The organism is Pseudomonas rubra (genome assembly GCF_028656935.1).
GTDB classification, from domain to species: domain Bacteria; phylum Pseudomonadota; class Gammaproteobacteria; order Pseudomonadales; family Pseudomonadaceae; genus Aquipseudomonas; species Aquipseudomonas rubra.
This window is the reverse complement of the sequence record NZ_JAMDGZ010000018.1, coordinates 37053-59097: the sequence shown is the minus strand read 5'-3', so window position 1 is coordinate 59097 and position 22045 is coordinate 37053. Positions and strand designations below refer to the sequence as shown.

Annotated in this window: 25 protein-coding genes and 1 pseudogene; 22 read left to right on the top strand and 4 right to left on the bottom strand. The window is 58.2% G+C overall.

The features are described 5' to 3' along the window. The first annotated feature begins 56 nt into the window (after positions 1-56). The 3 genes from M5G17_RS09405 (at position 57) to M5G17_RS09395 (ending at position 4908) form a co-directional block, all read left to right on the top strand. A complete protein-coding gene (locus M5G17_RS09405) occupies positions 57-983 on the top strand; it encodes a class I SAM-dependent methyltransferase (protein WP_273892658.1) in 927 nt (308 codons plus the stop codon). Positions 984-1086: 103 nt separating this feature from the next. Beyond that, on the top strand, positions 1087-3462 hold the full coding sequence (locus M5G17_RS09400; protein WP_273892657.1) for a DUF3772 domain-containing protein: 2376 nt from the start codon (positions 1087-1089) through the stop codon (positions 3460-3462). A 258-nt stretch (positions 3463-3720) separates the two neighbouring features. Continuing rightward, on the top strand, positions 3721-4908 hold the full coding sequence (locus tag M5G17_RS09395) for an MFS transporter (protein WP_273892656.1): 1188 nt from the start codon (positions 3721-3723) through the stop codon (positions 4906-4908). On the opposite strand, the gene M5G17_RS09390 is transcribed toward M5G17_RS09395, so the two are convergent. Together M5G17_RS09390 and M5G17_RS09385 are read right to left on the bottom strand one after the other, a co-directional pair. Continuing rightward, positions 4905-5936: an alpha/beta hydrolase family protein gene (locus tag M5G17_RS09390; RefSeq protein WP_273892655.1), complete on the bottom strand. Its 1032-nt coding sequence runs from the start codon at positions 5934-5936 to the stop codon at positions 4905-4907. The two genes, M5G17_RS09395 and M5G17_RS09390, sit on opposite strands and share 4 nt — an antisense overlap. Before the next feature lie 134 nt (positions 5937-6070). Further along, a complete protein-coding gene (locus M5G17_RS09385; RefSeq protein WP_273892654.1) occupies positions 6071-6682 on the bottom strand; it encodes an FMN-dependent NADH-azoreductase in 612 nt (203 codons plus the stop codon). 128 nt (positions 6683-6810) lie between these two features. Between M5G17_RS09385 and M5G17_RS09380 the strand changes: the two genes are divergently transcribed. Next, a complete protein-coding gene (locus M5G17_RS09380) occupies positions 6811-7719 on the top strand; it encodes a LysR substrate-binding domain-containing protein (RefSeq protein WP_273892653.1) in 909 nt (302 codons plus the stop codon). Next, entirely contained in the window at positions 7712-8071 is a 360-nt protein-coding gene (locus M5G17_RS09375; protein ID WP_273892652.1) for an MmcQ/YjbR family DNA-binding protein, read from the top strand. Before M5G17_RS09380 ends, M5G17_RS09375 begins: the two co-directional genes overlap by 8 nt. Here the strand turns inward: M5G17_RS09375 and M5G17_RS09370 are convergent. Together M5G17_RS09370 and M5G17_RS09365 are read right to left on the bottom strand one after the other, a co-directional pair. Then, positions 8064-8510, bottom strand: coding sequence for a DUF1294 domain-containing protein (locus tag M5G17_RS09370; protein ID WP_273892650.1), 447 nt, complete (start codon positions 8508-8510; stop codon positions 8064-8066). The genes M5G17_RS09375 and M5G17_RS09370 overlap by 8 nt on opposite strands. Positions 8511-8512: 2 nt before the next feature. Beyond that, positions 8513-9343 carry an undecaprenyl-diphosphate phosphatase gene (locus M5G17_RS09365; protein WP_273892649.1) on the bottom strand — a complete coding sequence of 277 codons (831 nt, stop codon included), beginning with the start codon at positions 9341-9343 and terminating at the stop codon, positions 8513-8515. A gap of 299 nt (positions 9344-9642) precedes the next feature. Between M5G17_RS09365 and M5G17_RS09360 the strand changes: the two are divergent. From M5G17_RS09360 to M5G17_RS09285, 17 genes and pseudogenes are all read left to right on the top strand, one after another. After that, positions 9643-9930: pseudogene (locus tag M5G17_RS09360) on the top strand (cache domain-containing protein); the annotation flags it as partial. Positions 9931-9977: 47 nt separating this feature from the next. Then, a complete protein-coding gene (locus M5G17_RS09355) occupies positions 9978-11483 on the top strand; it encodes a tyrosine-type recombinase/integrase (RefSeq protein ID WP_273892648.1) in 1506 nt (501 codons plus the stop codon). A 1062-nt stretch (positions 11484-12545) separates the two neighbouring features. Beyond that, on the top strand, positions 12546-12965 hold the full coding sequence (locus M5G17_RS09350) for a hypothetical protein (protein WP_273892647.1): 420 nt from the start codon (positions 12546-12548) through the stop codon (positions 12963-12965). Positions 12966-13014: 49 nt separating this feature from the next. After that, positions 13015-13242, top strand: coding sequence for a hypothetical protein (locus M5G17_RS09345; protein WP_273892646.1), 228 nt, complete (start codon positions 13015-13017; stop codon positions 13240-13242). A 73-nt stretch (positions 13243-13315) separates the two neighbouring features. After that, positions 13316-13762 (top strand): hypothetical protein, encoded by a 447-nt coding sequence (locus M5G17_RS09340; RefSeq protein ID WP_273892645.1) that lies wholly within the window; start codon positions 13316-13318, stop codon positions 13760-13762. Positions 13763-13827: 65 nt separating this feature from the next. Continuing rightward, positions 13828-14541, top strand: coding sequence for a 2OG-Fe(II) oxygenase family protein (locus tag M5G17_RS09335; protein ID WP_273892644.1), 714 nt, complete (start codon positions 13828-13830; stop codon positions 14539-14541). An 88-nt stretch (positions 14542-14629) separates the two neighbouring features. After that, positions 14630-14929, top strand: coding sequence for a hypothetical protein (locus tag M5G17_RS27805; protein ID WP_476453923.1), 300 nt, complete (start codon positions 14630-14632; stop codon positions 14927-14929). Between the two features lie 131 nt (positions 14930-15060). Beyond that, the gene (locus tag M5G17_RS09330; RefSeq protein WP_273892643.1) at positions 15061-17739 is read left to right on the top strand and encodes a DNA-directed RNA polymerase; all 2679 of its coding nucleotides are present in this window, start codon (positions 15061-15063) and stop codon (positions 17737-17739) included. A 155-nt stretch (positions 17740-17894) separates the two neighbouring features. After that, positions 17895-18041, top strand: coding sequence for a hypothetical protein (locus M5G17_RS09325; RefSeq protein WP_158244167.1), 147 nt, complete (start codon positions 17895-17897; stop codon positions 18039-18041). After that, a complete protein-coding gene (locus M5G17_RS09320) occupies positions 18041-18313 on the top strand; it encodes a hypothetical protein (RefSeq protein WP_273892642.1) in 273 nt (90 codons plus the stop codon). Before M5G17_RS09325 ends, M5G17_RS09320 begins: the two co-directional genes overlap by 1 nt. Then, complete coding sequence (locus M5G17_RS09315) at positions 18313-19311, top strand: ATP-dependent DNA ligase (protein ID WP_273892641.1); 999 nt, start codon at positions 18313-18315, stop codon at positions 19309-19311. The genes M5G17_RS09320 and M5G17_RS09315 overlap by 1 nt, the downstream gene beginning before the upstream one ends. 4 nt (positions 19312-19315) lie before the next feature. Continuing rightward, on the top strand, positions 19316-19765 hold the full coding sequence (locus tag M5G17_RS09310; RefSeq protein WP_273892640.1) for a hypothetical protein: 450 nt from the start codon (positions 19316-19318) through the stop codon (positions 19763-19765). Positions 19766-19825: 60 nt separating this feature from the next. After that, a complete protein-coding gene (locus M5G17_RS09305; RefSeq protein WP_273892639.1) occupies positions 19826-20083 on the top strand; it encodes a hypothetical protein in 258 nt (85 codons plus the stop codon). Continuing rightward, complete coding sequence (locus M5G17_RS09300; RefSeq protein ID WP_273892638.1) at positions 20076-20744, top strand: nucleoside/nucleotide kinase family protein; 669 nt, start codon at positions 20076-20078, stop codon at positions 20742-20744. Before M5G17_RS09305 ends, M5G17_RS09300 begins: the two co-directional genes overlap by 8 nt. Beyond that, positions 20744-20935 (top strand): host cell RNA polymerase inhibitor, encoded by a 192-nt coding sequence (locus M5G17_RS09295; protein ID WP_273892637.1) that lies wholly within the window; start codon positions 20744-20746, stop codon positions 20933-20935. The genes M5G17_RS09300 and M5G17_RS09295 overlap by 1 nt, the downstream gene beginning before the upstream one ends. Beyond that, the gene (locus tag M5G17_RS09290; RefSeq protein WP_273892636.1) at positions 20932-21294 is read left to right on the top strand and encodes a hypothetical protein; all 363 of its coding nucleotides are present in this window, start codon (positions 20932-20934) and stop codon (positions 21292-21294) included. Before M5G17_RS09295 ends, M5G17_RS09290 begins: the two co-directional genes overlap by 4 nt. Positions 21295-21353: 59 nt before the next feature. Further along, complete coding sequence (locus M5G17_RS09285) at positions 21354-22043, top strand: DUF2815 family protein (protein ID WP_273892635.1); 690 nt, start codon at positions 21354-21356, stop codon at positions 22041-22043. Positions 22044-22045 lie beyond the last annotated feature (2 nt).

Sequence of the window (22045 nt, the reverse complement as noted above, 5' to 3'; positions counted from 1 at the left end):
TGCATGAGCCAGATGCGCGGCTTGGCGTTTATTTTCAGAGGCAGACAGGATTTGATATGAACGAGAAGGGTATGGCGTTGGCCAACAAGTATTGCCAGGGTTCGGGTCTGGAGATCGGTGCCGGCAGCCATAACGCTTTCTATTTGCCGGACTGCCTCAACCTGGGGCCCTGCGATGGCGTATCGTTCCTGTACCCGCTGGACCTGAAGGACTTCAATCTCTACGCAAACGAACAGGCCAACTACGAGACTCCGCCTGCCAGGATCGACGCGTTGGGCGACTTCATGGACATTCCGTACGCCGATGAAACCTTCGATTACCTGATCAGTTCACACGTCATCGAACACGTGCCGAACCTGTTCGCAGCCTATGCCGAGGCCTCGCGGGTGGTGAAGAATGAGGGTGTGTTCTTTTGCATTTTCCCCAAGCGCAACGCTGACCCCAATGATCGGGTGCGTGCACTGACTACCCTGGAGTCGATGATCGATGCGTTCGAAAAGCGCATCGACATGAGCGTCATGCCTGAGTACAACTGGCGTGGGCACTACCACGTGTTCTCGATGCAGAGCATGCTGCGGGCGATCAACATGATCAATTCCGTAGGCCTGGGCCACTGGTTGATAGAATGCCTGGAAGAAACCGATTCGAAAGTCGGCAATGGCCATACCGTCGTGTTGCGCAAGCAGATCGGCCTGTCAGCCTTGAATTGCCAGGATGCCAGCCAGTTCAACGATGAGTTCAATGCTCGTTATCAGGCCCAGGACTTTGCGGGGGCGCTGCAGTTGGTAAAAGTCGCGCTGTCGCTCGACTTCTTCAATGCCCAGAACCTGTACCTGGCATTCGCCCTGAGTTGCCAACTGGACAACGCGCGCGAAGGCATTGAGTTCTTGCGTCAGGCCCTGATCCTCACCCCTGAAAATGAGGAATTCCGCAAGCTGTTCGTCCAGGTCACCGGTGGGCCGTTTATCAACCCGGTGCACTAAAGTGCAGGCGTGATCATCGCCGCCGAGTAACATAAACCCGCGCTCGCGCGTTGATGACCTACCCTCATAGGCTGGGAGATCAACAACCGGGCCGGGCAGTACCATGCGCAACGCTTTGACCATCATCGGCATTCTCGCCCTCACCCTGCTTACGGGCACCGCCAGCCTGTTGGCCGCCGAACCTGCGCCGGCCACCGCCACCACCGTTATCAAGGTGACGCAGAATGACCTGCAGGCCTTGCAGTTGCGCCTGGACAGTCTCAAGCAGGAGATTTCCCAGGCCAACAACTACGCCCAGCTCGAAGGCCCGCAGGACCGCCTGCAAGCGCTGATGGTCGATATCGACCGGTTGTCCACTGCGCTGCTGCCCGAACAGGCGCAGTTGCAAGCGCAACTGGAGGTGCTGGGCCCTGAGCCAGTGGACAGCCTGGTGCCGGGCACCTCGGACATTGCCACCCAGCGCACGGCCCTGAGCGCACAGAAAGACAACCTCGATAGCACCCTCAAGGCCCTGGCCACCCTCAAAGACAACGCGAAAAACCTGCTCACGCAGATTTCCGGCCTGCGCCGCAGCATGCTTGAAAGCGAACTGACCCTGAGCACCCACAGCCTGCTCAACCCTGCATTCTGGTCACCGCTGTTCCAGCCTTCGGCGGACGACCGCCAGCGCCTTCGGGCCTTCATGGCCCAGGTTGGAGAAAGCGCTGCCGCAGTCTGGCAACCGGGCCAGCGTTTCTACACCGTGGCGCTGGTGCTACTGGCGCTGCTGACCTGGACAGTGGGCCGGCGCCTGGCCGACCGCTGGATGGCCTGGTTGTGCATGCACCGCGTACCCGAAGGCCGCCTGCGCCGCAGTTCGCTGGCCCTGGCCTCGGTGTTGGCAACCCTGCTGGCCACCGGCATCGCCCTGAACCTGCTGTTCTACGCCTGTACCCACCACCTACCGTTGCCATCGGCGCTGACGACGTTTTCCGAGGAATTCGAAAAGCTTGCCTACACCTGCGTGCTGATCACCGGCTTGAGTCGCGCGCTGCTTTCGACCACACACCCCTCCTGGCGCCTGCCGGACATTGCCGATCCGGTTGCCCTGGTGCTGCAGCCTTTTGCCCGCTGGCTGGCGGCCGCGCTGCTGGTGCTGGTGGCCCTGGTGCAGGTCGCCAACGCCGCCGGCATGAGTAGCCAACTGCTGCTCACCGGCCGGGGCATTGCCGCACTGGTCATCACCGTGCTGATCATCGCCTTGCTGGTGCGAACCAGCAGCGCCCGGCGCAGCATCGCCGCCGCCGGAGACGCCCCCGAAGCCGCCTCGACCCTGGCCGGCTTGATCTACACCCTGGCCAGCCTGGCGATGTTCGCCTCGGTGCTGGCACTGCTGACCGGCTACGTGTCGCTGGCGCGTTTCATTACCTACGAGACGGTCTGGGTCTTTCTTCTATTGTCCGGCTTTTACCTGCTGATGCAGGTGTTCAGGGACAGCTGCGAGCATTTCTTTTCACCCAGGCAGGCCAGCGGCAAGGCGCTCAAGGAACTGCTGGGCATCGGAGACCGGCGCCTGGATCAGATCGAAACCCTGATCAGCGGATTCGGCCGCGCCGCGCTGCTGCTGTTGGCGGTCGTCACCCTGTTCGTCGGCGGCATCGGCACCACCCTCGGGCAACTGGCGAGCAATATCATGGCATTCCTCGGGGGTGCCGGCTTGCGCCAGTTCAACATCATTCCCGGGCACCTGTTCAATGCCGTGCTGGCGCTGGTGCTGGGCATCTACCTGATTCGTACCCTGCGCCGCTGGCTGGATAACGAGTTTCTGCCCAAGACCGACATGGACCCGGGCATGTGCGCATCCCTCAGCACCCTGTTCGCCAACATCGGCTACGCCTTGGTGATCCTGCTGACCTTGTCGGCGCTGGGGGTACAGTGGACCAACCTGGCCTGGATCGTCAGTGCCCTGTCGGTGGGCATTGGCTTTGGCCTGCAGGAAATCGTCAAGAACTTCGTCTCCGGGCTGATTCTGCTCACCGAGCGACCGGTCAAGGTCGGCGACCTGATCAGCATCAGCGGGGTCGAGGGCGATATCCGCCGGATCAACGTGCGCGCCACCGAAATACAGCTAAGCGACCGCTCCATCGTCATCGTGCCCAACTCGCAACTGATCTCGCAAAACCTGCGCAACGTGACCCTGGGCGGCAGTGCCCAGGGCGTGGCGTCGCTGGAGCTGGTGTTCCCGCTGGACATCGACCCCGAACAAGTACAGACCCTGCTCTACGAGGTTTACAGCGAACACCCGACCATCCTCGACAAGCCCGCACCGTTCGTACGTTTCAGCAAACTCACCCCGGACGGCATCACCCTGACAGTAACCGGCTACGTCGGCAGCCCACGGATCGTCGGGGTGACCAAAAGTGAGCTGCTGTTCGAGATACTCAAGCGCTTGGGGGCTGCGGGGATCGAGCTGGCCAAGCCAGCACAGCCCCAAGGCTGACAACGCGGCTCCGCCAGGCGATGCGCACGCTGCGACGGCGGCGCTCGATCTCCAGGGCGCTGCAAGCCTTGCGGCATACACCTAGGTTGTTGGCTGTACCGGCCTCATCGCCGGCAAGGCCGGCTCCCACAGAGAATCTGTGTACACTTTCTATTAACCATGCAATCTCCCACCACAGTCCATTAGTTAGCCTGCTTTCTTTTCTCTCCACACCCAGCGATCATAGGCCTCTCCCACCGCCCGCCAGCGAACGAGCTCATGTCCGCGCCACAACCTGCTCCCGTCGACACCGGGTCGATTACCCGGCAGATCCTTTCGATTGTCTTCTATACCTTTATCGCCTTCCTGTGCATCGGCCTGCCCATCGCCGTGTTGCCCAGCTACGTGCATGATCAACTGGGCTTCGGCGCAGTCGTCGCCGGCATCACCATCGGCCTGCAGTACCTGGCGACCCTGCTCAGCCGTCCGTTTGCCGGGCGCGCGGCCGATACCCTGGGCAGCAAGCAGGCAATCATCATTGGCCTGGTCGGCATCGCCGCCAGCGGCGTACTAACCTGTCTGTCGGCGCTGACCCTGAGCCTGCCGCTGCTGAGCCTGCTGGTGTTGCTCGGCGCCCGCGTGCTATTGGGCATTGCCCAGGGCCTGATCGGAGTCGGTACTCTCAGCTGGGGAATCGGTGCGGTGGGAGCCGAGCACACCGCACGGGTGATTTCCTGGAATGGCATCGCCTCTTACGGCGCGATCGCCATCGGCGCACCACTGGGCGTGCAACTGGTCGATCAGGTCAACTTCGTCAGCCTGGGCCTGAGCCTGAGCGCCCTGGCACTGCTGGCGCTCCTGGTGATCCGCAACCAGCCGTCGATCCCGCTACTGCGCGGCGAGCGCCTGCCGTTCTGGGCCGCGTTTGCGCGGGTGGCGCCCTGCGGCGTGAGCCTGACCCTGGCGTCGATCGGTTACGGCACCCTGACCACCTTCGTCACCCTGTTCTACCTCGAACAGGGCTGGCACGGCGCCGCCTGGTGCCTGAGCGCCTTCGGCATCTGCTTCATTGTGTCGCGGCTGCTGTTCGTCAACACAGTCAACCGTTTCGGTGGCTATCAGGTGGCAATGGTCTGCATGGCCACCGAAGCCCTGGGCCTGGCTCTGTTGTGGCTGGCCCCCGTGCCGGCGTTGGCCCTGGTCGGTGCGGGGCTTGCCGGTTTCGGCCTGTCGCTGGTGTACCCGGCGCTGGGTGTGGAGGCCATCAAGCAGGTGCCCAGCGCCAGCCGCGGCGCCGGCCTGGGCGCCTATGCGGTGTTCTTCGATCTGGCGCTGGCCATTGCCGGCCCATTAATGGGCGCGGTCGCCGTGCACCTTGGCTATGCCTGGATCTTCTGCGTGGCCGCCTTGCTGTCGCTGCTAGGCGTCGGTTTAACCCTGTTGCTGGCGCGGCGCAGCCAGGCTTAGTGGTCGGCCATGTGCAGCCCTCCCTGGTGCCTGTCAGCCAGGGCATGGTTGAAAAAACGCGCCGCCTCGGCCTGCAAGGACAGGTGGATGTCCTCGCGGTCGACCCCCTCCGGGTCGTTGCACAATGCCGCCATTTTCTGCCGTTGTTCGTCGTCGCACGGGGCCATGAAGACAAAATGGCCGGCACCGGCGAGCAACTTGTAGTTGGGGGTGACGGGCAGTTTGCGCGCCAGGGCCTGGGCGTTTTTGTCGATAGCCAGCAACTGGTCCTTGTCACCGCTGTAGATCAACGCCGGCACCTTGACCTCGGTTAACGCATGGCGACCGAACATCAGGCTCAAGGGCGCCATCAGGAGCAGTGCCTTGACCCGCGGATCGGCTGTGGCGCCCAGGTCGGCACGGTCGGCGATCAGCACGCCGCGGGTCTTGCAGGCATCGGCGTCCAGCGGACGCTCCTGGCAATAGCGTTGCAAGCGCTGCAGGTCCGGTCTCGCACCGGAGAGGATCAGCGCTGTCTCGCCACCGGCCGAGTAGCCGATCACCCCCACCTGCGGGCCGTTGATGTAAGGGGCGAGAAAGGCATCATTGAGACTGGCGGTAATGGCCGCGCTGATCTGCAGCGGCCGCCCATAGAGATTGCTCAGGGTTCCCAGGCGGCTGTGGTCCCGGGCGTTATCGCCAGGGTGAGTCACGGCGACAACGATAAAACCGCGCCGGGCCAGGGCGGTGGCCAGATCATGCAGCGCCAGTGGCGTGCCGGTATTGCCATGGGACAGTAGCAACAGTGGATAACGGCCAATGACCATCGGTGCGCCTTCCCAGGCCTGTACTCGATACCCTTCAATGCGGCTACTGCGCTCAGGGCCGCTGGAGGGGTAGAACGCCAGGGCCTGCACCGGTTGCGCATCCAGCGGATCGGCAAAATTCAGACGGTGCAGCCCGACACTCCAGTGCGCAGCCGGCTCGGCGTGCACCAGCAGCGGGCCGCCGAGGAGGACAAGCATGAGCAATACGCCAAGACGCCGCATGGGTGTGCACCCTCCCCGGCTGTATCGATGAAAGCTTACGCCAGCATAGAACGGGGCAGATCGGCGCAGATGAAATCTCAATGAAAAAACCGACTGCGGGCACGGCCGGCAGTCGGTTTCTCAGACGCTTGATATCAGGCGGCGGCGAACAGCTCGTTGCTGATCTGTACCTGGGCGGCGTTGAGCGCCTTGACCCGGTGCTCATCGCCGTAGGCCAGGCCATGGGCACGGACGATCTCAAGGTCAGTGATGCCGATGAAGCCCAGGAATACCTTGAGGAAGTCTTCATGACCGGCACCGGTAGGTTGACCGGCATGCAGACCGCCTGCGGTCGATACCAGGATCACTTTCTTGTTGCCGCACAGGCCTTCAGGGCCGGCTTCGGTGTAACGGAAGGTCTTGCCCGCTACCGCCACGCGATCGATCCAGGCCTTGAGCTGGGTTGGCACGGTGAAGTTGTACATCGGCGCGGCCAGCACCACGGCGTCTGCGTCGAGGAACTCCTGCAGGGTTTCGGCACTGAGCCTGGCTTCGTGCTGCTGCGCTGCATCACGCAGTTCTTCCGGGGTGCCGGCGGCCACCAGGGTAGCGGCCGAGAAGTGGCTGATAGCGTCGCCCGCCAGGTCACGGTAGGTCACCTGCAGCGACGGATCGGCGGCTTTCCAGGCTTCGACCACGCTGCGGCTCAGCTGACGGGAGGCGGAATTGTCGCCCAGGATGCTCGAATCGATGTGCAACAGTTTCATGGGACTCTCCTGAATGAAGACCGCAAGTGGGCGATCACGATGGGGACAATCCTACTTGGGCGGCGAATAGCTGATAAGTCTGCAAAAATGCGTTAGTTTGTCCTACTGGCAGGACAATGGTGAGCACCATGCAAGACCTCAACGATCTGTTCTACTTTGCCCGTGTGGTCGAAGCCGGTGGTTTTGCCGCCGCCGGCCGCCTGCTGGGCATTCCCAAGTCACGCCTGTCGCGGCGCATCGCCGAGCTCGAAGAGCGCCTGGGGACTCGCCTGTTGCAGCGCACTACCCGGCAACTGAAGCTGACCGCCGTCGGCGAACGCTACCTGCGCCACTGCCAGGCCATGCTGCTGGAAGCGGAAATGGCCGATGAAGCGGTGGCCAGCATGACCAGCGAACCGCGCGGGCGCTTGCGGGTGTCGTGCCCGGTGGGGCTGGCCCATGAATTCTTGCCGCAGGTGATCAGCCGCTTCCTGCAACAGTACCCGCAGGTGCAACTGGACATGATCCTGCTCAACCGCCGGGTCGACCTGATCACCGAAGGGGTCGACGTTGCCCTGCGCGTGCGCGACCTGGGGGACGAGGACCCGGCCCTGGTCACGCGCCGTTTGCGCCAGGCGCAAATGTACCTGGTGGCCTCCCCGTCCTTTGCCGCTGCGCAGCCGCTCAATCACCCGCAAGACCTGGCCAGCCTGCCGGTACTCGGCGCGGTGGACGCCGACCGCCTGGTGCATCTGCGCCTGCTCGACGCCAAGGGCCACAAGCAGGAGCTGACCCTGGAAGCGCGGCTGGCGATTGACGACTTTGTCGTACGCAAGGCCGCGGCCATCGCGGGCCTGGGTTTTACCGCGTTGCCGATCATGCACTGCGAAGAGGAACTTGCCCGTGGCGAGCTGGTGCGCCTGCTGCCAGACTGGTCGCTGCCTGGCGGCTACCTGCAGGCGGTCTACCCGCATCGACGCGGGTTGTTGCCAGCGGTGCGGGTGTGGATCGATCATCTGGTGGCAGAATTTGCCCAATGTGGGGAGCGTTATGTCTGAAAACACACTCAACCAAGAACAGGCGGCAGCTTTCTGCCTGAGCCTGCCCGGTGCCCGTGAAGACTACAAGTGGGGCGGCGTGCGGGTGTTCTCGGTGGCTGGCAACAAGATGTTCGCGGTGCTTGACCTGGCGGGCGCGGGGTTGTCGTTCAAGGTCGATGGCGATCTGTTTCTGGGCTATGCCGATCGCCCCGGGGTGCGCCCGGCGCCGTACCTGGCCCGGGCCCACTGGATCAGCATGGCAGCGCCCTACCCCATGGGCCGGGCCGAGCTGACCGATTTACTGCAACGCTCCCACCAGTTGGTGGTCAGGCGCCTGCCCAAGCGCCAGCAGCCGGGCTTGCTTATCTGAGCACCGGCGCCAGGGCAGCGCCAAGCCAACGGCCACCCAGCAGCAGGTGGTCGACCCAGAACACTTGATGCACAGCGACAATGGTCCAGAAGCTCGCCTGGAACGACAGCTTGCGGGTCTTGTGGCGAAAGCGTTGCTGCGCCAGCAACGCACCCGGCCAGCCACCCAGCAGCTCACTGGCATGCAGGACCTTCTCCGGGGTCCGCCAGGCCTGGTTGCGGGCCTGTTGCTTGTCGCGCCAGTACAGCAGGAAGCTCGCCAGGCTGGCCAGTGGGTAGGCCAGCGCCGGCAGCCACGACTGCCCGCTCAACAGCATCTGCAAGGCCCCCCCTACGGGTAGCACGCACAGGCCGGCGAAGGCCAACCACTTGCTCCGGGGGTTGTGCAGGGCGCCGCTGGCAGAGGTTGCGCGGCGCGGTTGCGGCTGGCGACGGCTCATGTTCAACCGTGCGCCGTGGCCCAGTCGACCCAGCCGAATGCCCAGGTGCCGAGGATGATCAGGCCAAACACGATGCGGTACCAGGCAAAGGCGGCATAGCTGTGGTTGGCGATGAACTTGAGCAGGCCCCGTACGGCAATCATGGCGAAGATGAACGAGACCACGAAACCGATGGCGAACACCGGGAAATCGTCGGGCTGGAACAGGTCACGGTACTTGTAGCCCGAGTACACCGCAGCACCGACCATGGTCGGCATGGCGAGGAAGAACGAAAACTCGGTGGCCGCTTTGCGCGACAGGCCGAACAACAGGCCGCCGATGATGGTCGAGCCGGAGCGCGAAGTCCCCGGAATCATCGCCAGGCACTGGGCACAACCGATTTTCAGGGCGTCGCTCCAACTCATGTCGTCGACCTGATCGACGCGGATCACATGCTCGCGGCGCTCGGCCCAGAGCATGATCACCCCACCGACCACCAGCGCCGCAGCGACGGTAATAGGGTTGAACAGGTACTCGTGGATCAGGTCGGCGAACAGCACACCCAGCACCACCGCCGGCATGAAGGCAATCAGCAGGTTGACAGTGAAGCGCTGGGCCTGGCGTTGACGCGGCAGCCCCACCACCACCTCAAGGATCTTGCGGCGAAACTCCCAGACCACCGCCAGGATCGCGCCCAGCTGGATGATGATGTTGAAGGCCATGGCCCGTTCACCACCGAAGTTGATCAGATCGGCGACGACGATCTGGTGGCCGGTACTGGAAATCGGCAAGAACTCCGTCAAGCCTTCGACAATACCTAGAATGACAGCCTGCAGGCCGGTCCAAAGATCCATGCTTCCCCCGTGAGGCAATGCCTGCGGCACGCCCCGTTAAAGTCTTTTAGTTGCCAATGGCTATTCAGCGCCTGGCCGTTCTACAGCGACAGTTGGTCGCAAAGCCAGCAGAAAAGTTCACGCGGCCTTCAGGTTTATCCCGTCGAGGCCGAAATCCTATCAGACCTCTGGGTTAAACGCTGCTGATAAGGCGCAACAGGCCTCAGCGAATCAGGCACTTAGCCCTTGGTCGAGTAGGTTGGGCGGATAAACCGTGCTTGCATGGGCAAGACAACAAAAAGAACTGGGGTACGCATTCCATGAAAACGCTTCGTAGTATGTCGATCAGCCGCCGCTTGTGGCTGATCCTGGTGGTGGCCGTGGTGATGCTGGTGACCCTCGGGCTGCTGATGCTGCGCCAGATCCATGGCGACCTGTACCAGGCCAAGGCGGAAAAGACCCGCCACGTGGTGCAGACCGCTGCCGGTATCCTGGCCTATTACCAAGGCCTGGAAGCGGCCGGTAGCCTCACCCGCGAGGCGGCCCAGCAGCAGGCCCTGAGCGTGGTGCGCGGTTTGCGCTATGACCAGAATGACTATTTCTGGATCAAGTAGTATTCAATCCGCTCAACCCAGCAAACACAGGGGCTTGAGCCATGACTGACCTGAATCTTCCTGCCAAGTGCAACAACCGTGTAACAACACCCTTAGCCAAGCCGTACCACTATCGCCGTAAGGGAACGTATTATCTCCGTATGCGCCCTGAAGGCTCCGTCGTGGGTCTCAGTGTGTCCCTACGTTCCACGCACAAGGCAATTGCAATGCAACACTCAGAAGAGCTACAGGCAGTCGTGAAGGGCTGGCAGCTCGATAACCCTAACGCTACTTGGGAAGACCTAAGAGCGATCCTCAGAGAGGAATCTGACCGCCTCCTAAGGACAAAGATTGAGCCCCTGCTGAGGGCTGACACGTACAATCACTATCAAAGTGAAATAGACCTGCTCATGCAGATCGCCGCTGAGTACCCTTTGAGGTCTGTCCATGTGACAGTCCTTGAGTGCGCCGTGGAGATGTTCAAGGCCGCTCAGAGACGCCTGCACAGCCAGCCAAGGCCCTTGCTGGAACTCAAGGAGCGCTTCGACCAAGAGGCCTTTGAGGGTCTCCATGCGCCTGCGAGCGTTAGCCTGTCTCCATCTGTAAGCGGTCCTCAAGCCCCTTCAAGTAACCCAGCGAAGCCGACCGTTAAGACCACGTTCAGAGAGCTGGCTGACACCTACTTGGCTGAGCAAAGGGCGAACCTCAAGCCTACAACCATTAAGAACACAACGTCCTACCTTAAGATTCTCTCAGAAGCCTTTACGGCCTGTGGTGTGGATGACGTGCAGACCCACACGCGGGCCGACTTGGTGCGAATCAAAGAGCATCTCGGTAAGGGCAGCATCCTTAAGGGTGATAAAGGGCGCTCCGTTAGCACCGTTAACGTATTCGTCTCGTACCTCGCTACGGTGTTCACTTGGGCCACTGATAATGGCTTGCTCAAACACAATTACTCTCAACGCTTGAAGACAACCAAAGGCGCTACCAGTACCCGGACAGGCTTCACCGTCCCCCAGGTCGAAGCTGTGCTTAAGACCGCCCGAGACTACTCAACCGAAGCAGGCCGTGCGGCTACTCTGGCAGCTATCACGGGGGCCCGGCTGAATGAGGTCTTGCAGCTCCGTAAGCGTGACGTACAGGGCCTTGATGGTGGTCCTATGGCTATCAGCATCAACGAGGCAGCCGAAGGGAAGTCTGTTAAGAACAAGGGGTCTATCCGCGTTGTACCTCTTGTGATGACATCGAGCTGGGCGCCGGACATGGAAGCCTTTAGGGAGTTCGTTAAAGCGCTGCCTGATGATGACTCACCCGTGTTCACGCGGCGTTCACTCCGTCTTGACCTTGCGAAGATCATACGCACGGCCGTGGGCGATAACCCGGACCTCGTGTTCCACTCCCTAAGACACACAATGTCCACGCTCTTACAGAACGGCGAGGTCTCCCTACAGACAGCCGCTTCAATCCTCGGACACACCACGAAGAGCATCACCTTTGATACGTACGGCGGAAACATGGCACAAGACACCTTAAGGGCAGCTCTTGAGAAGGTACTGCCTAAGGCCTGACCTACTGCTATCATCGCGGCCTTTCTCAGAGGGAGCTTAGGATGCGGTTAGTAGCAGCGGGTTTGATGTTGGTCTCTTTAGCGGGATGTGGCAGCCACTCCTCAAACCTTCAGGTTGGAAACGAGCAGTCCTATGCAAGTCTTAAAGACCAGCGTGAGGCTGTCCGCACTGTGCAGCAATATGACACCCTACCCGCTGGCGCTCAGGTCCTAACTGAAGTATCAGCGGGTAGGTGTCACCGGAGCTTCGTAGAGGAAGCCCCGCAAGAATCAACCGTCCTGATTGACTTGAAGGTTGCAGCCTTCGCACAGGGCGCTGACGGAATCACAGGCGTGACCATCGCCAAAGAGTCCGGCTTAAATCGTAATTGCTGGTATGTGCTTAGCGGCAAGGCTCAAGCGTTCGCTCTGCGTAAGGACTGAGTATGGACAGGTTATGGACCGTGGCCGCTTGGGTCCTGAGTGCAGGAGTTCTCTACGGCATCGTTAAGCTCTGCCAAGCATTCCCAAAGATGACCGCTCTATTAGGATTTTGAGAGAGATGACCGCACAGCACGAACTACATATGACCTCGGAACGGTTGCATGAGCTGGCACCAGTACGCACCCATTCGGACCTCCTAAGGTCGTTCATCAAGGGACTGGAAGAGCTTACTAACGGCGGTGTCCTGTCCCGTAGAGGCCGGACTTGGGTCGCCGCTGGGGTCGTCGTTGCTGAGGATTACCACTATCAAGACTCACAGAATCGAGACCGCATCGCGCTACGTTTCGGTTCCTGGCTGTGTCTCGCGTTGGCCCTTAAGGTTTCGCGTGAAGAGACCCGAAAAGCGCTGCTGGATGCCGTAAAGAAACACCCTCTGATTTAAAAACCCTCACTAAAAGCACACTTAGCGAACCCGGTTGATTCCTTAAAGGTCACCGGGTTTCTTTTGTGCAGATAAACGCATTTCATGTGTTGACATAAACACATTTGGTGCGTACATTGGCACCCACACCACAGCGAAGCCTCTGGGTCTCACTGGGTTTAGATAAACACATATCATGCGTACATTGAGGATTCAACCATGCAAGCCATCACTACCAAATACATCTGCCCTACCAACACCAAAGGTTCCCGCATCAAGGCAACCGCTGAAGCTGGCTCCGTGACCCTCGGCTGGGACAACTCACTGGACTCCGAGGGCAACCACATTGCTGCCGCTAAGGCTTTGTGCGTAAAGCTTGGCTGGGTCCCTGCTCCTGACAACCGTCACACCGAGACCGTAGCGAGTTATCTGAAGGCTGGTCAGTACGTTCATGTGTTCCTGCCCTACGAGTACCGCAAGGCCAAAGAGGCCGTCTTTCTGACTCGCCTCGCAATGCGCCACGGCCACAACAACGGTAATCCGCATTGCCGTCCTTATGGCAAGGAAGTGGATCGTTTAACGCAAGACGGTGCAGCGTGGGAAAACGAGTTCGAAGCGTGGGCCACGGCTCAGGCCTGAGCCAAAAAACTCAGTAAGCCACAGCCACCTTTATAGATGAGTCTCGCGCATGACCACTTACAGCCTTACAGGAACAATCACCGACAGCGAGGGGAAAAGCGTCGAGGTCGGCGAGTTCACCAGCAACGCCAACCGAAACGCCCGCAATGTCGAGTTCTACACCTCGAATGGATTTACAGGCGTCTTGACGCTGACGCTGACGCTGACGCATTTTGATGGGAGCAAATCAGTGGAGGCGATCACCCTGACAGGGACCGCTATTTCTACGCTGAGATAAACACGTTTTGTGAGTTTAGACCAAAGCAACTGGGGCCTCATTTCGAGCGCCCCTCAAACCGGAGTTACAAGCTATGACCATCTACAACCTGACCAACTTCACCAGCGCCAAAGTCGCCAACAACATCCTTGGAGCCATGCAGGAGGCCCTAAAGACCGGGCTGGCGCAGTACGTGACCAATCGCCGGGGCCGTGTGTGGCTGCGAGTGGACATCAAGCGCGACGACCGCGACCGCCTGTACTTTCAGTTCCTCACAGACACCATGCAGGAAGTCGGTCACCACCTTCTCAAAGCGGCCCTATTCCACTGGTCCCGCGAAGATGAACGCGAGTTCTCCGGCCTTAACGCTGCTCTGTACCGACTCGCCAAGCATCCGCTGGACGCCATTCTGGACGCTCGTGAGGCCGCACAGACTCGGAAAGCTGCCCCTTTGGCCCTCAAGGTGTGGAACTGGCTGAAGTCCACTGTGCTGCCTTCCGACGACCTTGAGCGGAATCCCAACGCTCAGTTTATGCACTGATGCATATTTAGCTTGCGTAAACGCATATCACTGTATGAACATACACACCTGTTAGGAGCCCTCCCGTGTCAATCGGTCAAAATCACGTACTCAGCAATGCCCTCACCGCCTACCCGTCCATGGACAAATACCACCCCGATTTCCGCCGCATCCTCGACACCATCAAAGAGATGGCCGACCACGCCGAAAGCGTCTACCCGATCAGCGGGGACGATTACACGATGGCGTCTGAGTGGGGCCAGGCAATGGGGGTGATTACGCCCTACGGCAACGGCGTTTACTCCTTTCCGTATCTCTCTGAATCCTTCTGCAAGAGCCTCATGCTTGAACTGGATTGTATGGAGTACGCCGTGAACCCGGATGAGCCTGAAGAAGCGCAGATCCCGGAAGTGTCCTTTGCAACTGAGTGCCCGGCCCTTTACGAGTGCTTACGCAGCCTCTGGCACAACGCCGGGATTCCTTTAGCGAAGGTGCTTATGGGTCAGGACCCAAGCGTTATTCGCACCATTCAGGCAGCTCAATACACGACTGCGAACACGCCTCGGGGCCATTGGCATACCGATAGAGACTCGGACGTAACTCTTGTGGTCGCCCTGACAGCGACGCACCAAGGCGGCGGGACGTTAGTCCACGCAGGCCCCTTTGAGCCAAATATCTTGGTCCCACAGTTACCTGTCGGCCACGGGATGTTTTTCAACGGCAAGGCGCACCGACACTACGGGATGCCAGTCACGGAAGGCGAACGGAACCTGTTAGTTCACTGGGCAGAAGTCAAATAACTTTCGCGCTCGAAACAATATTCAAGACGTACCTGTACGACGCTCAATGAAGTGCGGTCGTGCTACCAGCTTTTGAAGGACGCTTTAGATGTCGATCAAATCAATTCACTTCCTTTGTGCAGTTCCGCGCAAGTTTTCTGCTGGAGGCCCCTACAAGTTAACTCACGAACCTTGTGAGTTTAAATTAGGTGTAGGGCCTTGCGGGCGGAATGTCATAGAACTTACCTGCAAACAAGATAGCCACTTCTTTGCGATCACTCAAGTTTCAATTCCACAAAATGTGATGCATTACACCTCAGTTGAGCCCTCCCACAAGGAAGTCAAAGTATTCACATACAAGCTTACTGACGTCCTCGGGCGCATTACAACAACGCTAATAGGGCCTTAAAGCCTCACTACTCCCCCAAAACTAAAAGCGAAAACACCTGACTCGGGATTTCCCCTGAGGGCCTCTTTTCGCCTTTAGAAAACCTAAACCCCTTATTTATCAGCGACTTAAGTTGTCGCGACGGGATTTCTATGCCTGCGATTCAGATTAAAAAACACGACTTCTCTGACATTAAAAACAGCACTTGGGCCTTCGAGACTCTGGCCGGTCTTTATGGTGAAGACATTGCGGCGCAGCAACTTGCTTTAGAGCATGAGGCGTACACGTTGGGCGAAGAGCGATTCCATAAAGCTCTTGAGCGCCAGATGGAGCGTGGTGAGTTCGCCGATAACGCCACTGTTAAACCTGTCCTCACTACACTGATTCCGCTGTTCATGACGGCATATAACAACTGGATCGAACACCAAGTAACTAAGGTTCGCCGCAAGCATGTGGCACTTCAGTTTTTCCAGATGGTTAACCCGGTGAACATCGCCGCCGTGACCATCAAGATCGTCCTTAACACAGTCGGTAAAAAAGGCCCTACGTCCGTGCAGAATCTGGCCGTCGCCCTTGGCCGTGGTCTTGAAGAAGAGGCCCGCTTTGGCCGCATTCGTGACCAAGAGGCAGAACACTTCAATAAGCACATCCGCAAGGCCCTGAACCAACGCAATGGCCACACCTACAAGGTCAAGTACCTCGAAAAGGTCGAGGGTCACATGCAGGAAGCGAACGAGCTGCAATCGTCGTGGACCTCTTGGGACGCCCTTGAGAATGACGTTGCTTTCCATATTGGTATCCGCCTCCTTGAGCTGCTCATTGAGTCCACTCAGTTGGTCGAGATGAAACGTGAGAACGCAGGTAACGCGAAGCTCGACGGTGAGTATGTCCACCTGACCACCGAATGGTCCGACAAGCTCTGTGCCCGAGCCTTCTCTCTGGCCGGTATCACACCCCGCCATCAGCCGATGATTGTTCCGCCTAAGGAGTGGACCAAGATGGTAGGCGGTGGCTACTGGGCGAAGGGCCGTAAGCCTATCCCGTTGATTCGTGTCCGCTCTAAGCGTGCCCTGCAACGATACGCCGACGTTTACATGCCTGAAGTTTACAAGGCGGTGAACATCGCGCAGTCGTCCGCGTGGCGTGTGAACACTCAGGTTCTTGAGGTCGCAAAGGCCATCATGGAGTGGAAAAACGTACCGATCGACAAGTTTCCCACTGCTGACCGTGAAGAGCTGCCGATTCAGGCTGAAGGCATCGGTGAGGACGCTGAGGCCCTGAAGGCATGGAAGAAAGAGGCGGCGGGCGTGTATCGCCGTGACCGTGCCCGTGTGAGCCGTCGCCTGTCCTATGAGTTCGTGATTGAACAGGCGGAAAAGTTCTCCGGGTATGAGGCAATTTATTTCCCGTACAACCTCGATTGGCGTGGCCGTGTCTACGCAATCCCGTCTTTCAACCCCCAGGGCAACGATATGACGAAGGGCCTGCTGATGGCTTCCATCGCAGAGCCGGTCGGCAAGGAAGGAATCGAGTGGCTCAAGATTCACGGGGCCAACTGTGCGGGCGTGGACAAGGTTGACTTCGACAAGCGCAAGTTGTGGGTCGAAGAGAATGAAGAGTTGATTCTTGAAATCGCTCGGAACCCACTGGGCCAGCCTGAGTGGATGAAGATGGATTCGCCGTTCTGCTTCCTTGCCTTCTGCTTTGAATGGGCAGGCGTGAAGGAACACGGTGAGAACTGGAAGTCGGCCCTACCTATCGCGTTCGATGGGTCTTGCTCGGGCATTCAGCACTTCTCGGCGATGCTGCGCGATGAGCGTGGTGGTCGTGCGGTCAACCTGTTGCCCTCGAAAGAAGTACAGGACATCTATCGCCTTGTCGCTGAGGAAGTCATTGAGAAGGTCAAGAAGGACCTGCGCGAAGGCACTGACGACAGCGTAGAGATCATCACCAACGAGAAGACCGGCGAAATCACTGAGCGCCGTGTGATGGGTACTCGGACCCTCGCTGAGGGCTGGATGGGCTACGGGATCACCCGCAAGGTCACCAAGCGTTCCGTTATGACCCTCGCTTATGGCTCCAAGGCTTTCGGGTTCACCGATCAGGTGCGAGACGACATCATCCAGCCGGCGCTTGATGCAGGCGATGGGGCTCAGTGGTTCCCGGATGCACAGCAATGCGCCCGCTACATGGCAAATCTCATCTGGGATTCCGTGAGCGTCGTTGTGGTCAAGGCCGTGGAAGCGATGTTGTGGCTTCAGAAGGCTGCGAAGTTGCTCGCCACTGAGGTGACCGCGACCAAGAAGACTAAGAAGAACCCGGAACCTGAGGTCTTGAAGCCGTGCATGCCTGTCTACTGGGTGACGCCTGACGGCTTCCCGGTCTGGCAGGAATACATGAAGCCTGTCCAACGCCGGGTTGACCTGATGTTCCTCGGGACGGTGCGCCTACAGGCGACCATCAACGTGCGCGACTCCGACAACATCGACGGAGCCAAGCAAGAATCGGGCATCTCGCCCAACTTCGTTCACTCACAGGACGGCTCGCACCTTCGCAAGACTGTCGTTAAGGCGTCCGAGGCTTACGGGGTCGAGTTCTTCGCCCTAATTCACGACAGCTTCGGCACCATCCCTGCGAAAGCTGGGGCGATGTTCAAAGCGGTACGCGAAACGATGGTCGAGACCTACACCGAAAACGATGTTCTCGAAGACTTCCGCCAGCAATTCATGGAACAGCTTCACGAAAGCCAGCTCGACAAGATGCCACCGATCCCCACCAAGGGAACGCTGGATATCACGCAGATTCTGCACAGTGAATTCGCCTTCGCGTAATTAAAAACCCTCACTAAAAGCACACCCGACCACCTCTGAGATTCTTACTTAAAGATTCTTAAAGATGGCCGGGTGTTTCTCGTTGTGGGTCCCTGAAATTTAAAAACCCTCACTAAAAGCACAACCAACCGACCACTCTTTAGGAGAACTTTTTGATGCACGCTACCAACCCTGTTCAACGCACCGTCCGTACCACTCAACGCCGCTCCGATGAAGAGATGGAAGTTGTAAGAGCCCGTCGTGGCAAGTTGAACAAGACCCAGCGTCAGTCCAAGCGCGACATCTGGCAGGAGGCTGAATAATGACCATTAAGGTCCGCACTACTCACAGCAAGATCGACAACAAGACCTATCGCTTTGACACCGTTATTACGGTTCAGGGCATGAGTGGTCTGACCCAAACTCAGTTGGTTGATAAGCGTGAGTTACGAAACTTGCGGTTTATTACTGCGAAAGACGATGCAGGCCGACGCGAGCAATTCGCTCGGTTCCTTAATGACACCGTAGAGATGCGCGTAAGGCGTGCCTTCTCGAATGTAATCACTCAAGCCCAACTTCTCAAGGAGTCCACGTAATGGCAGTTCAACAAGTAATTATCCAGACCAAACCTCACCGCCCCGTGGACTTCAGTACGTCCGCCATTAAGGCTGTGGTTGATGAAAGTTACATCATCGCAGACGTTAAGTATGACGGTGTGCGCCTGAATCTTTGCGTCTGGCCCGGTCTGGGCGAAGCGTCTCTTCATTGGCTGAGCCGTGAGGGTAAACAGTTCCCCGCACTGTCCTTTAACGGTGCCGAGCCACTGGACCGTGACGACCGTTGGGCGAAGTTCTTCGGCACCGATGAGGCGCTGTTTAAGGACGGCTTCATGTTGGACGCTGAGTTGTTGATTGACGACCTGCCCTGCAAGGACATCGCTGGGACCCTGCGCCGCCACGAGGCCATCGAACTGAGCCGCTTCAAGGTCATGGTCTTCGGCATCGTCCCCATGGACGTGGTGTTGTCGGGCCAGGAATACCGAGTGACGCACAGCGTCATGAAGTACCACGTCGCCTATCAGGTCGGCCTACTCAAGAAGCGCTTCCCGGAAATCGACTGGCAGGTGGCTGAAAGCTGGGACCTGTTCAGCATGGAAGAAATCGACCAGACCTATGAAGTCGTCCGTGAGCAAAACATGGAAGGCTTGGTCTTGAAGGACCCGAACGGCTTCTATAAGCGCTCGAAACAAGTCGGTATGTGGAAGTGCGTACCGGATGACAACGAAGACGGGACTATTGTTGGTCTCGTCTGGGGCACCGAAGGTAAAGCCAACGAAGGCAAAGTCATCGGCTTTGAGGTTCTCCTTGAATCCGGCCACGTCGTGAACGCCTGCAAGATCACTAAGGCGCAAATGGAGGAATTCACAGCGAAGGTGTGGGAGTGGATGCGCCTTCCCGAACATGACAGTACCCCGATGCCGTATGCGGGCCACACAGCTCGCGTCACTTTCATGGAGCGTCACCCTGACGGCTCCTTGCGTCACCCATCTTTCGATTCTTTCCGGGGTATCTCCGACCCCAAAATTAAGGAGTGACTAAATGTCCCTGATGCAACTGTTTTTCCCTGTAGCCACTTTCGCCCTTTCCGTTGCTTGCTTCGCCTGCTGGAAAACTAACAAACCGCTTCGCGAGAAAGCTAAGGAAGAGGCCCGTGCGGCTGCTGTGAAAGCTGCGAAGGAAGTCGCTGAGAGTCGCGAGAAGGATCGCCGCAACAACTTCCGCAAGGAACTGTATAGCGACATTGAACAGATCATTGCGACCCCTGACATGCTGTTAGATCACCGTTACGGCTCGCCATTCCGTGGAACCAGCTACCGATGGAAACATCTGGCTGAGTTCATTTTGCGCGTTAAGAACTTGCAGGATCAAAACTCGGCCATTGCTTCCCTTGAGAAGCGTCTGTTTGAGCAATCCAAAACCATCCACGAACTGACTCAACAGAACCGCGAGATTCAAAAGGCCCTGCAACTGGGTCAGCCCGTCGCGTAACACCGATTTAAAAACCCTCACTTAAAGCACACCCGACACCTAACCAAAGGAGGATCACCCGTGCCCGAAACATTCCTGCACCACAACCGTGGTGTAAAGAAACTGGCCTATACCGTGCGTATTAATCGCGACATCCGTTATGTGGCCCTTAAGCCATTCAATAAGGTCCTTATCGGTGATGACGCGAAGTTCATCGTCACTAAGGGAACCTGTGCAACTGCCCGCAAGTTGGGCCGGACGAAGTTGGTCCCGTACACCGGCAAGTGGCCGCGCTGTGCCCTTATCTGGCAAGTCATCAAGGAGGTCGTCAATGACTAACTTGCTGGCTTTAAACAGCATCCGGGGGAAGTCCGGCAAGGATACCCTCATAGGTCTTCTGGAATCGGAAGGCCGAAGAGTTTTCCGTGTGGCTTTTGCCGATGTCCTGAAGCGCATGTGTGCCGAAGAATTGGCCGGGCCCCGCAAAGGACTGGCTGTCATGTTTGAACGTGACATGCACAGTTCCGCTAAGGATAAGCCGTGCCCCGGTCTGGCAATCGAAGAACTGGGGCGTTCCGCTTATACGGATTTCCTGAAGTCCCGCTTGGGAAGTCGCGAAGACTTTCAAAAGCCTCGCTCTTTGCGCTGGCACTTGCAGACCTTTGGGACGCAATTCCACCGTGAGTTCCTCGGCAAGCCTAACGTCTGGTTTGAACTGGGCATGCTCGAAGTCCGCAAGGCACTCGAAGCCGGTGCTTACGACCATGTTGTGGTCACTGATATGCGAATGGTCAACGAATATGAAGGGCTGCTTTATGCGCCTGCCATTAAGACTATCCGCATTGTTCGCGACTGGTTTATTCCGGGAGTGGACGACCAGCCTTATCACATCTCCGACATAGCCCTTATGGCGCATCCGTTCGACGCTCTTGTAGTGAATCGACTGGGTGAGCCGTGGGCAATGCTGGACCAACTTAAAGACCAAGGAGTAATCGAGTAGTGGAAAACGCAAAGAAAGAATTCAAGGCAACTGTGCAAATCGGCGACCACGTAGATGAAGTCACCATTTACGCAGTAAGTATGGACGCCGCATGGCAACAAGCCGAAACCAACTTCGGGACTGGTGTTGAAGTTACGCGCATCCGCCCCGTCGTCGCTCCAAACATTGACCGCTTTATGGTGACGCAATGAGGCGAGCCCACGGTAATGGCCGGGCCAAGCCGGACGGTTTCTTACATCTCAACAACTTCAGCCATGTCCGACAGTCTGGTTTCGCTGGGGTCTTGTATGAGCGCCTGATGAACGAGCGGCAGCAAGAACTTGTCGAGCTGACCCTACTGGAACTGGCAAGCACAATCCCAGGCACCGCGCACTTCAAACACGAAGTATGGCGCTTTAACAAGTTATTCCTCAAAGAACACTTCAAGTCGGTCGTTTATTCGGTCTATCGGTCCATCCGCAAGTCTGCCGCTCAAGAGGTCTCCATGGCGATAAGCCGTGAAGAACTGCAAGAGGCGACTGTGGCCGTTGTGCGTCCGTCCTTCCGTTAAAACCCCTCACTTAAACCGGAGAACCGGAACCTCAAAACTTACATAAGGAGAATCAAACTATGGCAGGTCCACGCAAGGAAATCCTCACCACTCCAAAAGGCACCGCAGAGCCTTACTGTGCAATCCAAAAGCCAGACTACGGCAACCCTGAAAAGGGCTTCGGTAACCCACGCGGCGAATGGAAAGTTAACCTGACTGTTCCGTCGAAAGATGCCCAACCCCTGATCGACAAAATCGTGGCGGCGCATGAAGCCAACTACAAGAAGTTGGTCGCTGAGTACGAAAAGAACCCGCCAGTTGTTCAGCGCGGTAAGAAGGCCCTGACCCCTTATGAGGGCGACATGCCTTTCTACGAGAACGACGACGGCACCGTGACCTTCAAGATTAAGGGTTACGCCTCGTACATCGACAAGGACACCCAGCAATCCAAACCGCTGCCGCTGAAGGTCGTTGACGCCAAGGGCAAGCGCATCGAGAACGTGCCGGCCATCTCTGGTGGTTCGGAACTGAAGGTGAAGTTCTCCCTGTTCCCGTACGGCTGGACCAACGTGGCAGGCGCATCGGTCAAGCTTCAAATCGACAGCGTGATGCTCATCACTCTGAAAGAGTTCGCCAGTGACGACAACTGGGGCGACGAAGCCGAAGAAGGCGGTTATTCCGTTGACGATTCGGACCAGTGGCAAGAAGAGCGCAATGACTCTCGCGGTCATGTTGACGAAGAAGTACCTGACGACAACGGCGACTTCTAAAA

Excerpts from the sequence above, each read along its gene's own strand:
- M5G17_RS09315 (WP_273892641.1), top strand. The coding sequence starts at position 18,313 with ATGGCAGTTCAACAAGTAATTATCCAGACCAAACCTCACCGCCCCGTG.
- M5G17_RS09390 (WP_273892655.1), bottom strand. The coding sequence starts at position 5,936 with ATGCGGCGTCTTGGCGTATTGCTCATGCTTGTCCTCCTCGGCGGCCCG.
- M5G17_RS09290 (WP_273892636.1), top strand. The coding sequence starts at position 20,932 with ATGAGGCGAGCCCACGGTAATGGCCGGGCCAAGCCGGACGGTTTCTTA.
- M5G17_RS09330 (WP_273892643.1), top strand. The coding sequence starts at position 15,061 with ATGCCTGCGATTCAGATTAAAAAACACGACTTCTCTGACATTAAAAAC.
- M5G17_RS09325 (WP_158244167.1), top strand. The coding sequence starts at position 17,895 with ATGCACGCTACCAACCCTGTTCAACGCACCGTCCGTACCACTCAACGC.
- M5G17_RS09405 (WP_273892658.1), top strand. The coding sequence starts at position 57 with ATGAACGAGAAGGGTATGGCGTTGGCCAACAAGTATTGCCAGGGTTCG.
- M5G17_RS27805 (WP_476453923.1), top strand. The coding sequence starts at position 14,630 with ATGTCGATCAAATCAATTCACTTCCTTTGTGCAGTTCCGCGCAAGTTT.
- M5G17_RS09370 (WP_273892650.1), bottom strand. The coding sequence starts at position 8,510 with ATGAGCCGTCGCCAGCCGCAACCGCGCCGCGCAACCTCTGCCAGCGGC.
- M5G17_RS09310 (WP_273892640.1), top strand. The coding sequence starts at position 19,316 with ATGTCCCTGATGCAACTGTTTTTCCCTGTAGCCACTTTCGCCCTTTCC.
- M5G17_RS09345 (WP_273892646.1), top strand. The coding sequence starts at position 13,015 with ATGACCACTTACAGCCTTACAGGAACAATCACCGACAGCGAGGGGAAA.
- M5G17_RS09350 (WP_273892647.1), top strand. The coding sequence starts at position 12,546 with ATGCAAGCCATCACTACCAAATACATCTGCCCTACCAACACCAAAGGT.
- M5G17_RS09300 (WP_273892638.1), top strand. The coding sequence starts at position 20,076 with ATGACTAACTTGCTGGCTTTAAACAGCATCCGGGGGAAGTCCGGCAAG.
- M5G17_RS09365 (WP_273892649.1), bottom strand. The coding sequence starts at position 9,343 with ATGGATCTTTGGACCGGCCTGCAGGCTGTCATTCTAGGTATTGTCGAA.
- M5G17_RS09375 (WP_273892652.1), top strand. The coding sequence starts at position 7,712 with ATGTCTGAAAACACACTCAACCAAGAACAGGCGGCAGCTTTCTGCCTG.
- M5G17_RS09385 (WP_273892654.1), bottom strand. The coding sequence starts at position 6,682 with ATGAAACTGTTGCACATCGATTCGAGCATCCTGGGCGACAATTCCGCC.
- M5G17_RS09340 (WP_273892645.1), top strand. The coding sequence starts at position 13,316 with ATGACCATCTACAACCTGACCAACTTCACCAGCGCCAAAGTCGCCAAC.
- M5G17_RS09285 (WP_273892635.1), top strand. The coding sequence starts at position 21,354 with ATGGCAGGTCCACGCAAGGAAATCCTCACCACTCCAAAAGGCACCGCA.
- M5G17_RS09400 (WP_273892657.1), top strand. The coding sequence starts at position 1,087 with ATGCGCAACGCTTTGACCATCATCGGCATTCTCGCCCTCACCCTGCTT.
- M5G17_RS09355 (WP_273892648.1), top strand. The coding sequence starts at position 9,978 with ATGACTGACCTGAATCTTCCTGCCAAGTGCAACAACCGTGTAACAACA.
- M5G17_RS09380 (WP_273892653.1), top strand. The coding sequence starts at position 6,811 with ATGCAAGACCTCAACGATCTGTTCTACTTTGCCCGTGTGGTCGAAGCC.
- M5G17_RS09395 (WP_273892656.1), top strand. The coding sequence starts at position 3,721 with ATGTCCGCGCCACAACCTGCTCCCGTCGACACCGGGTCGATTACCCGG.
- M5G17_RS09320 (WP_273892642.1), top strand. The coding sequence starts at position 18,041 with ATGACCATTAAGGTCCGCACTACTCACAGCAAGATCGACAACAAGACC.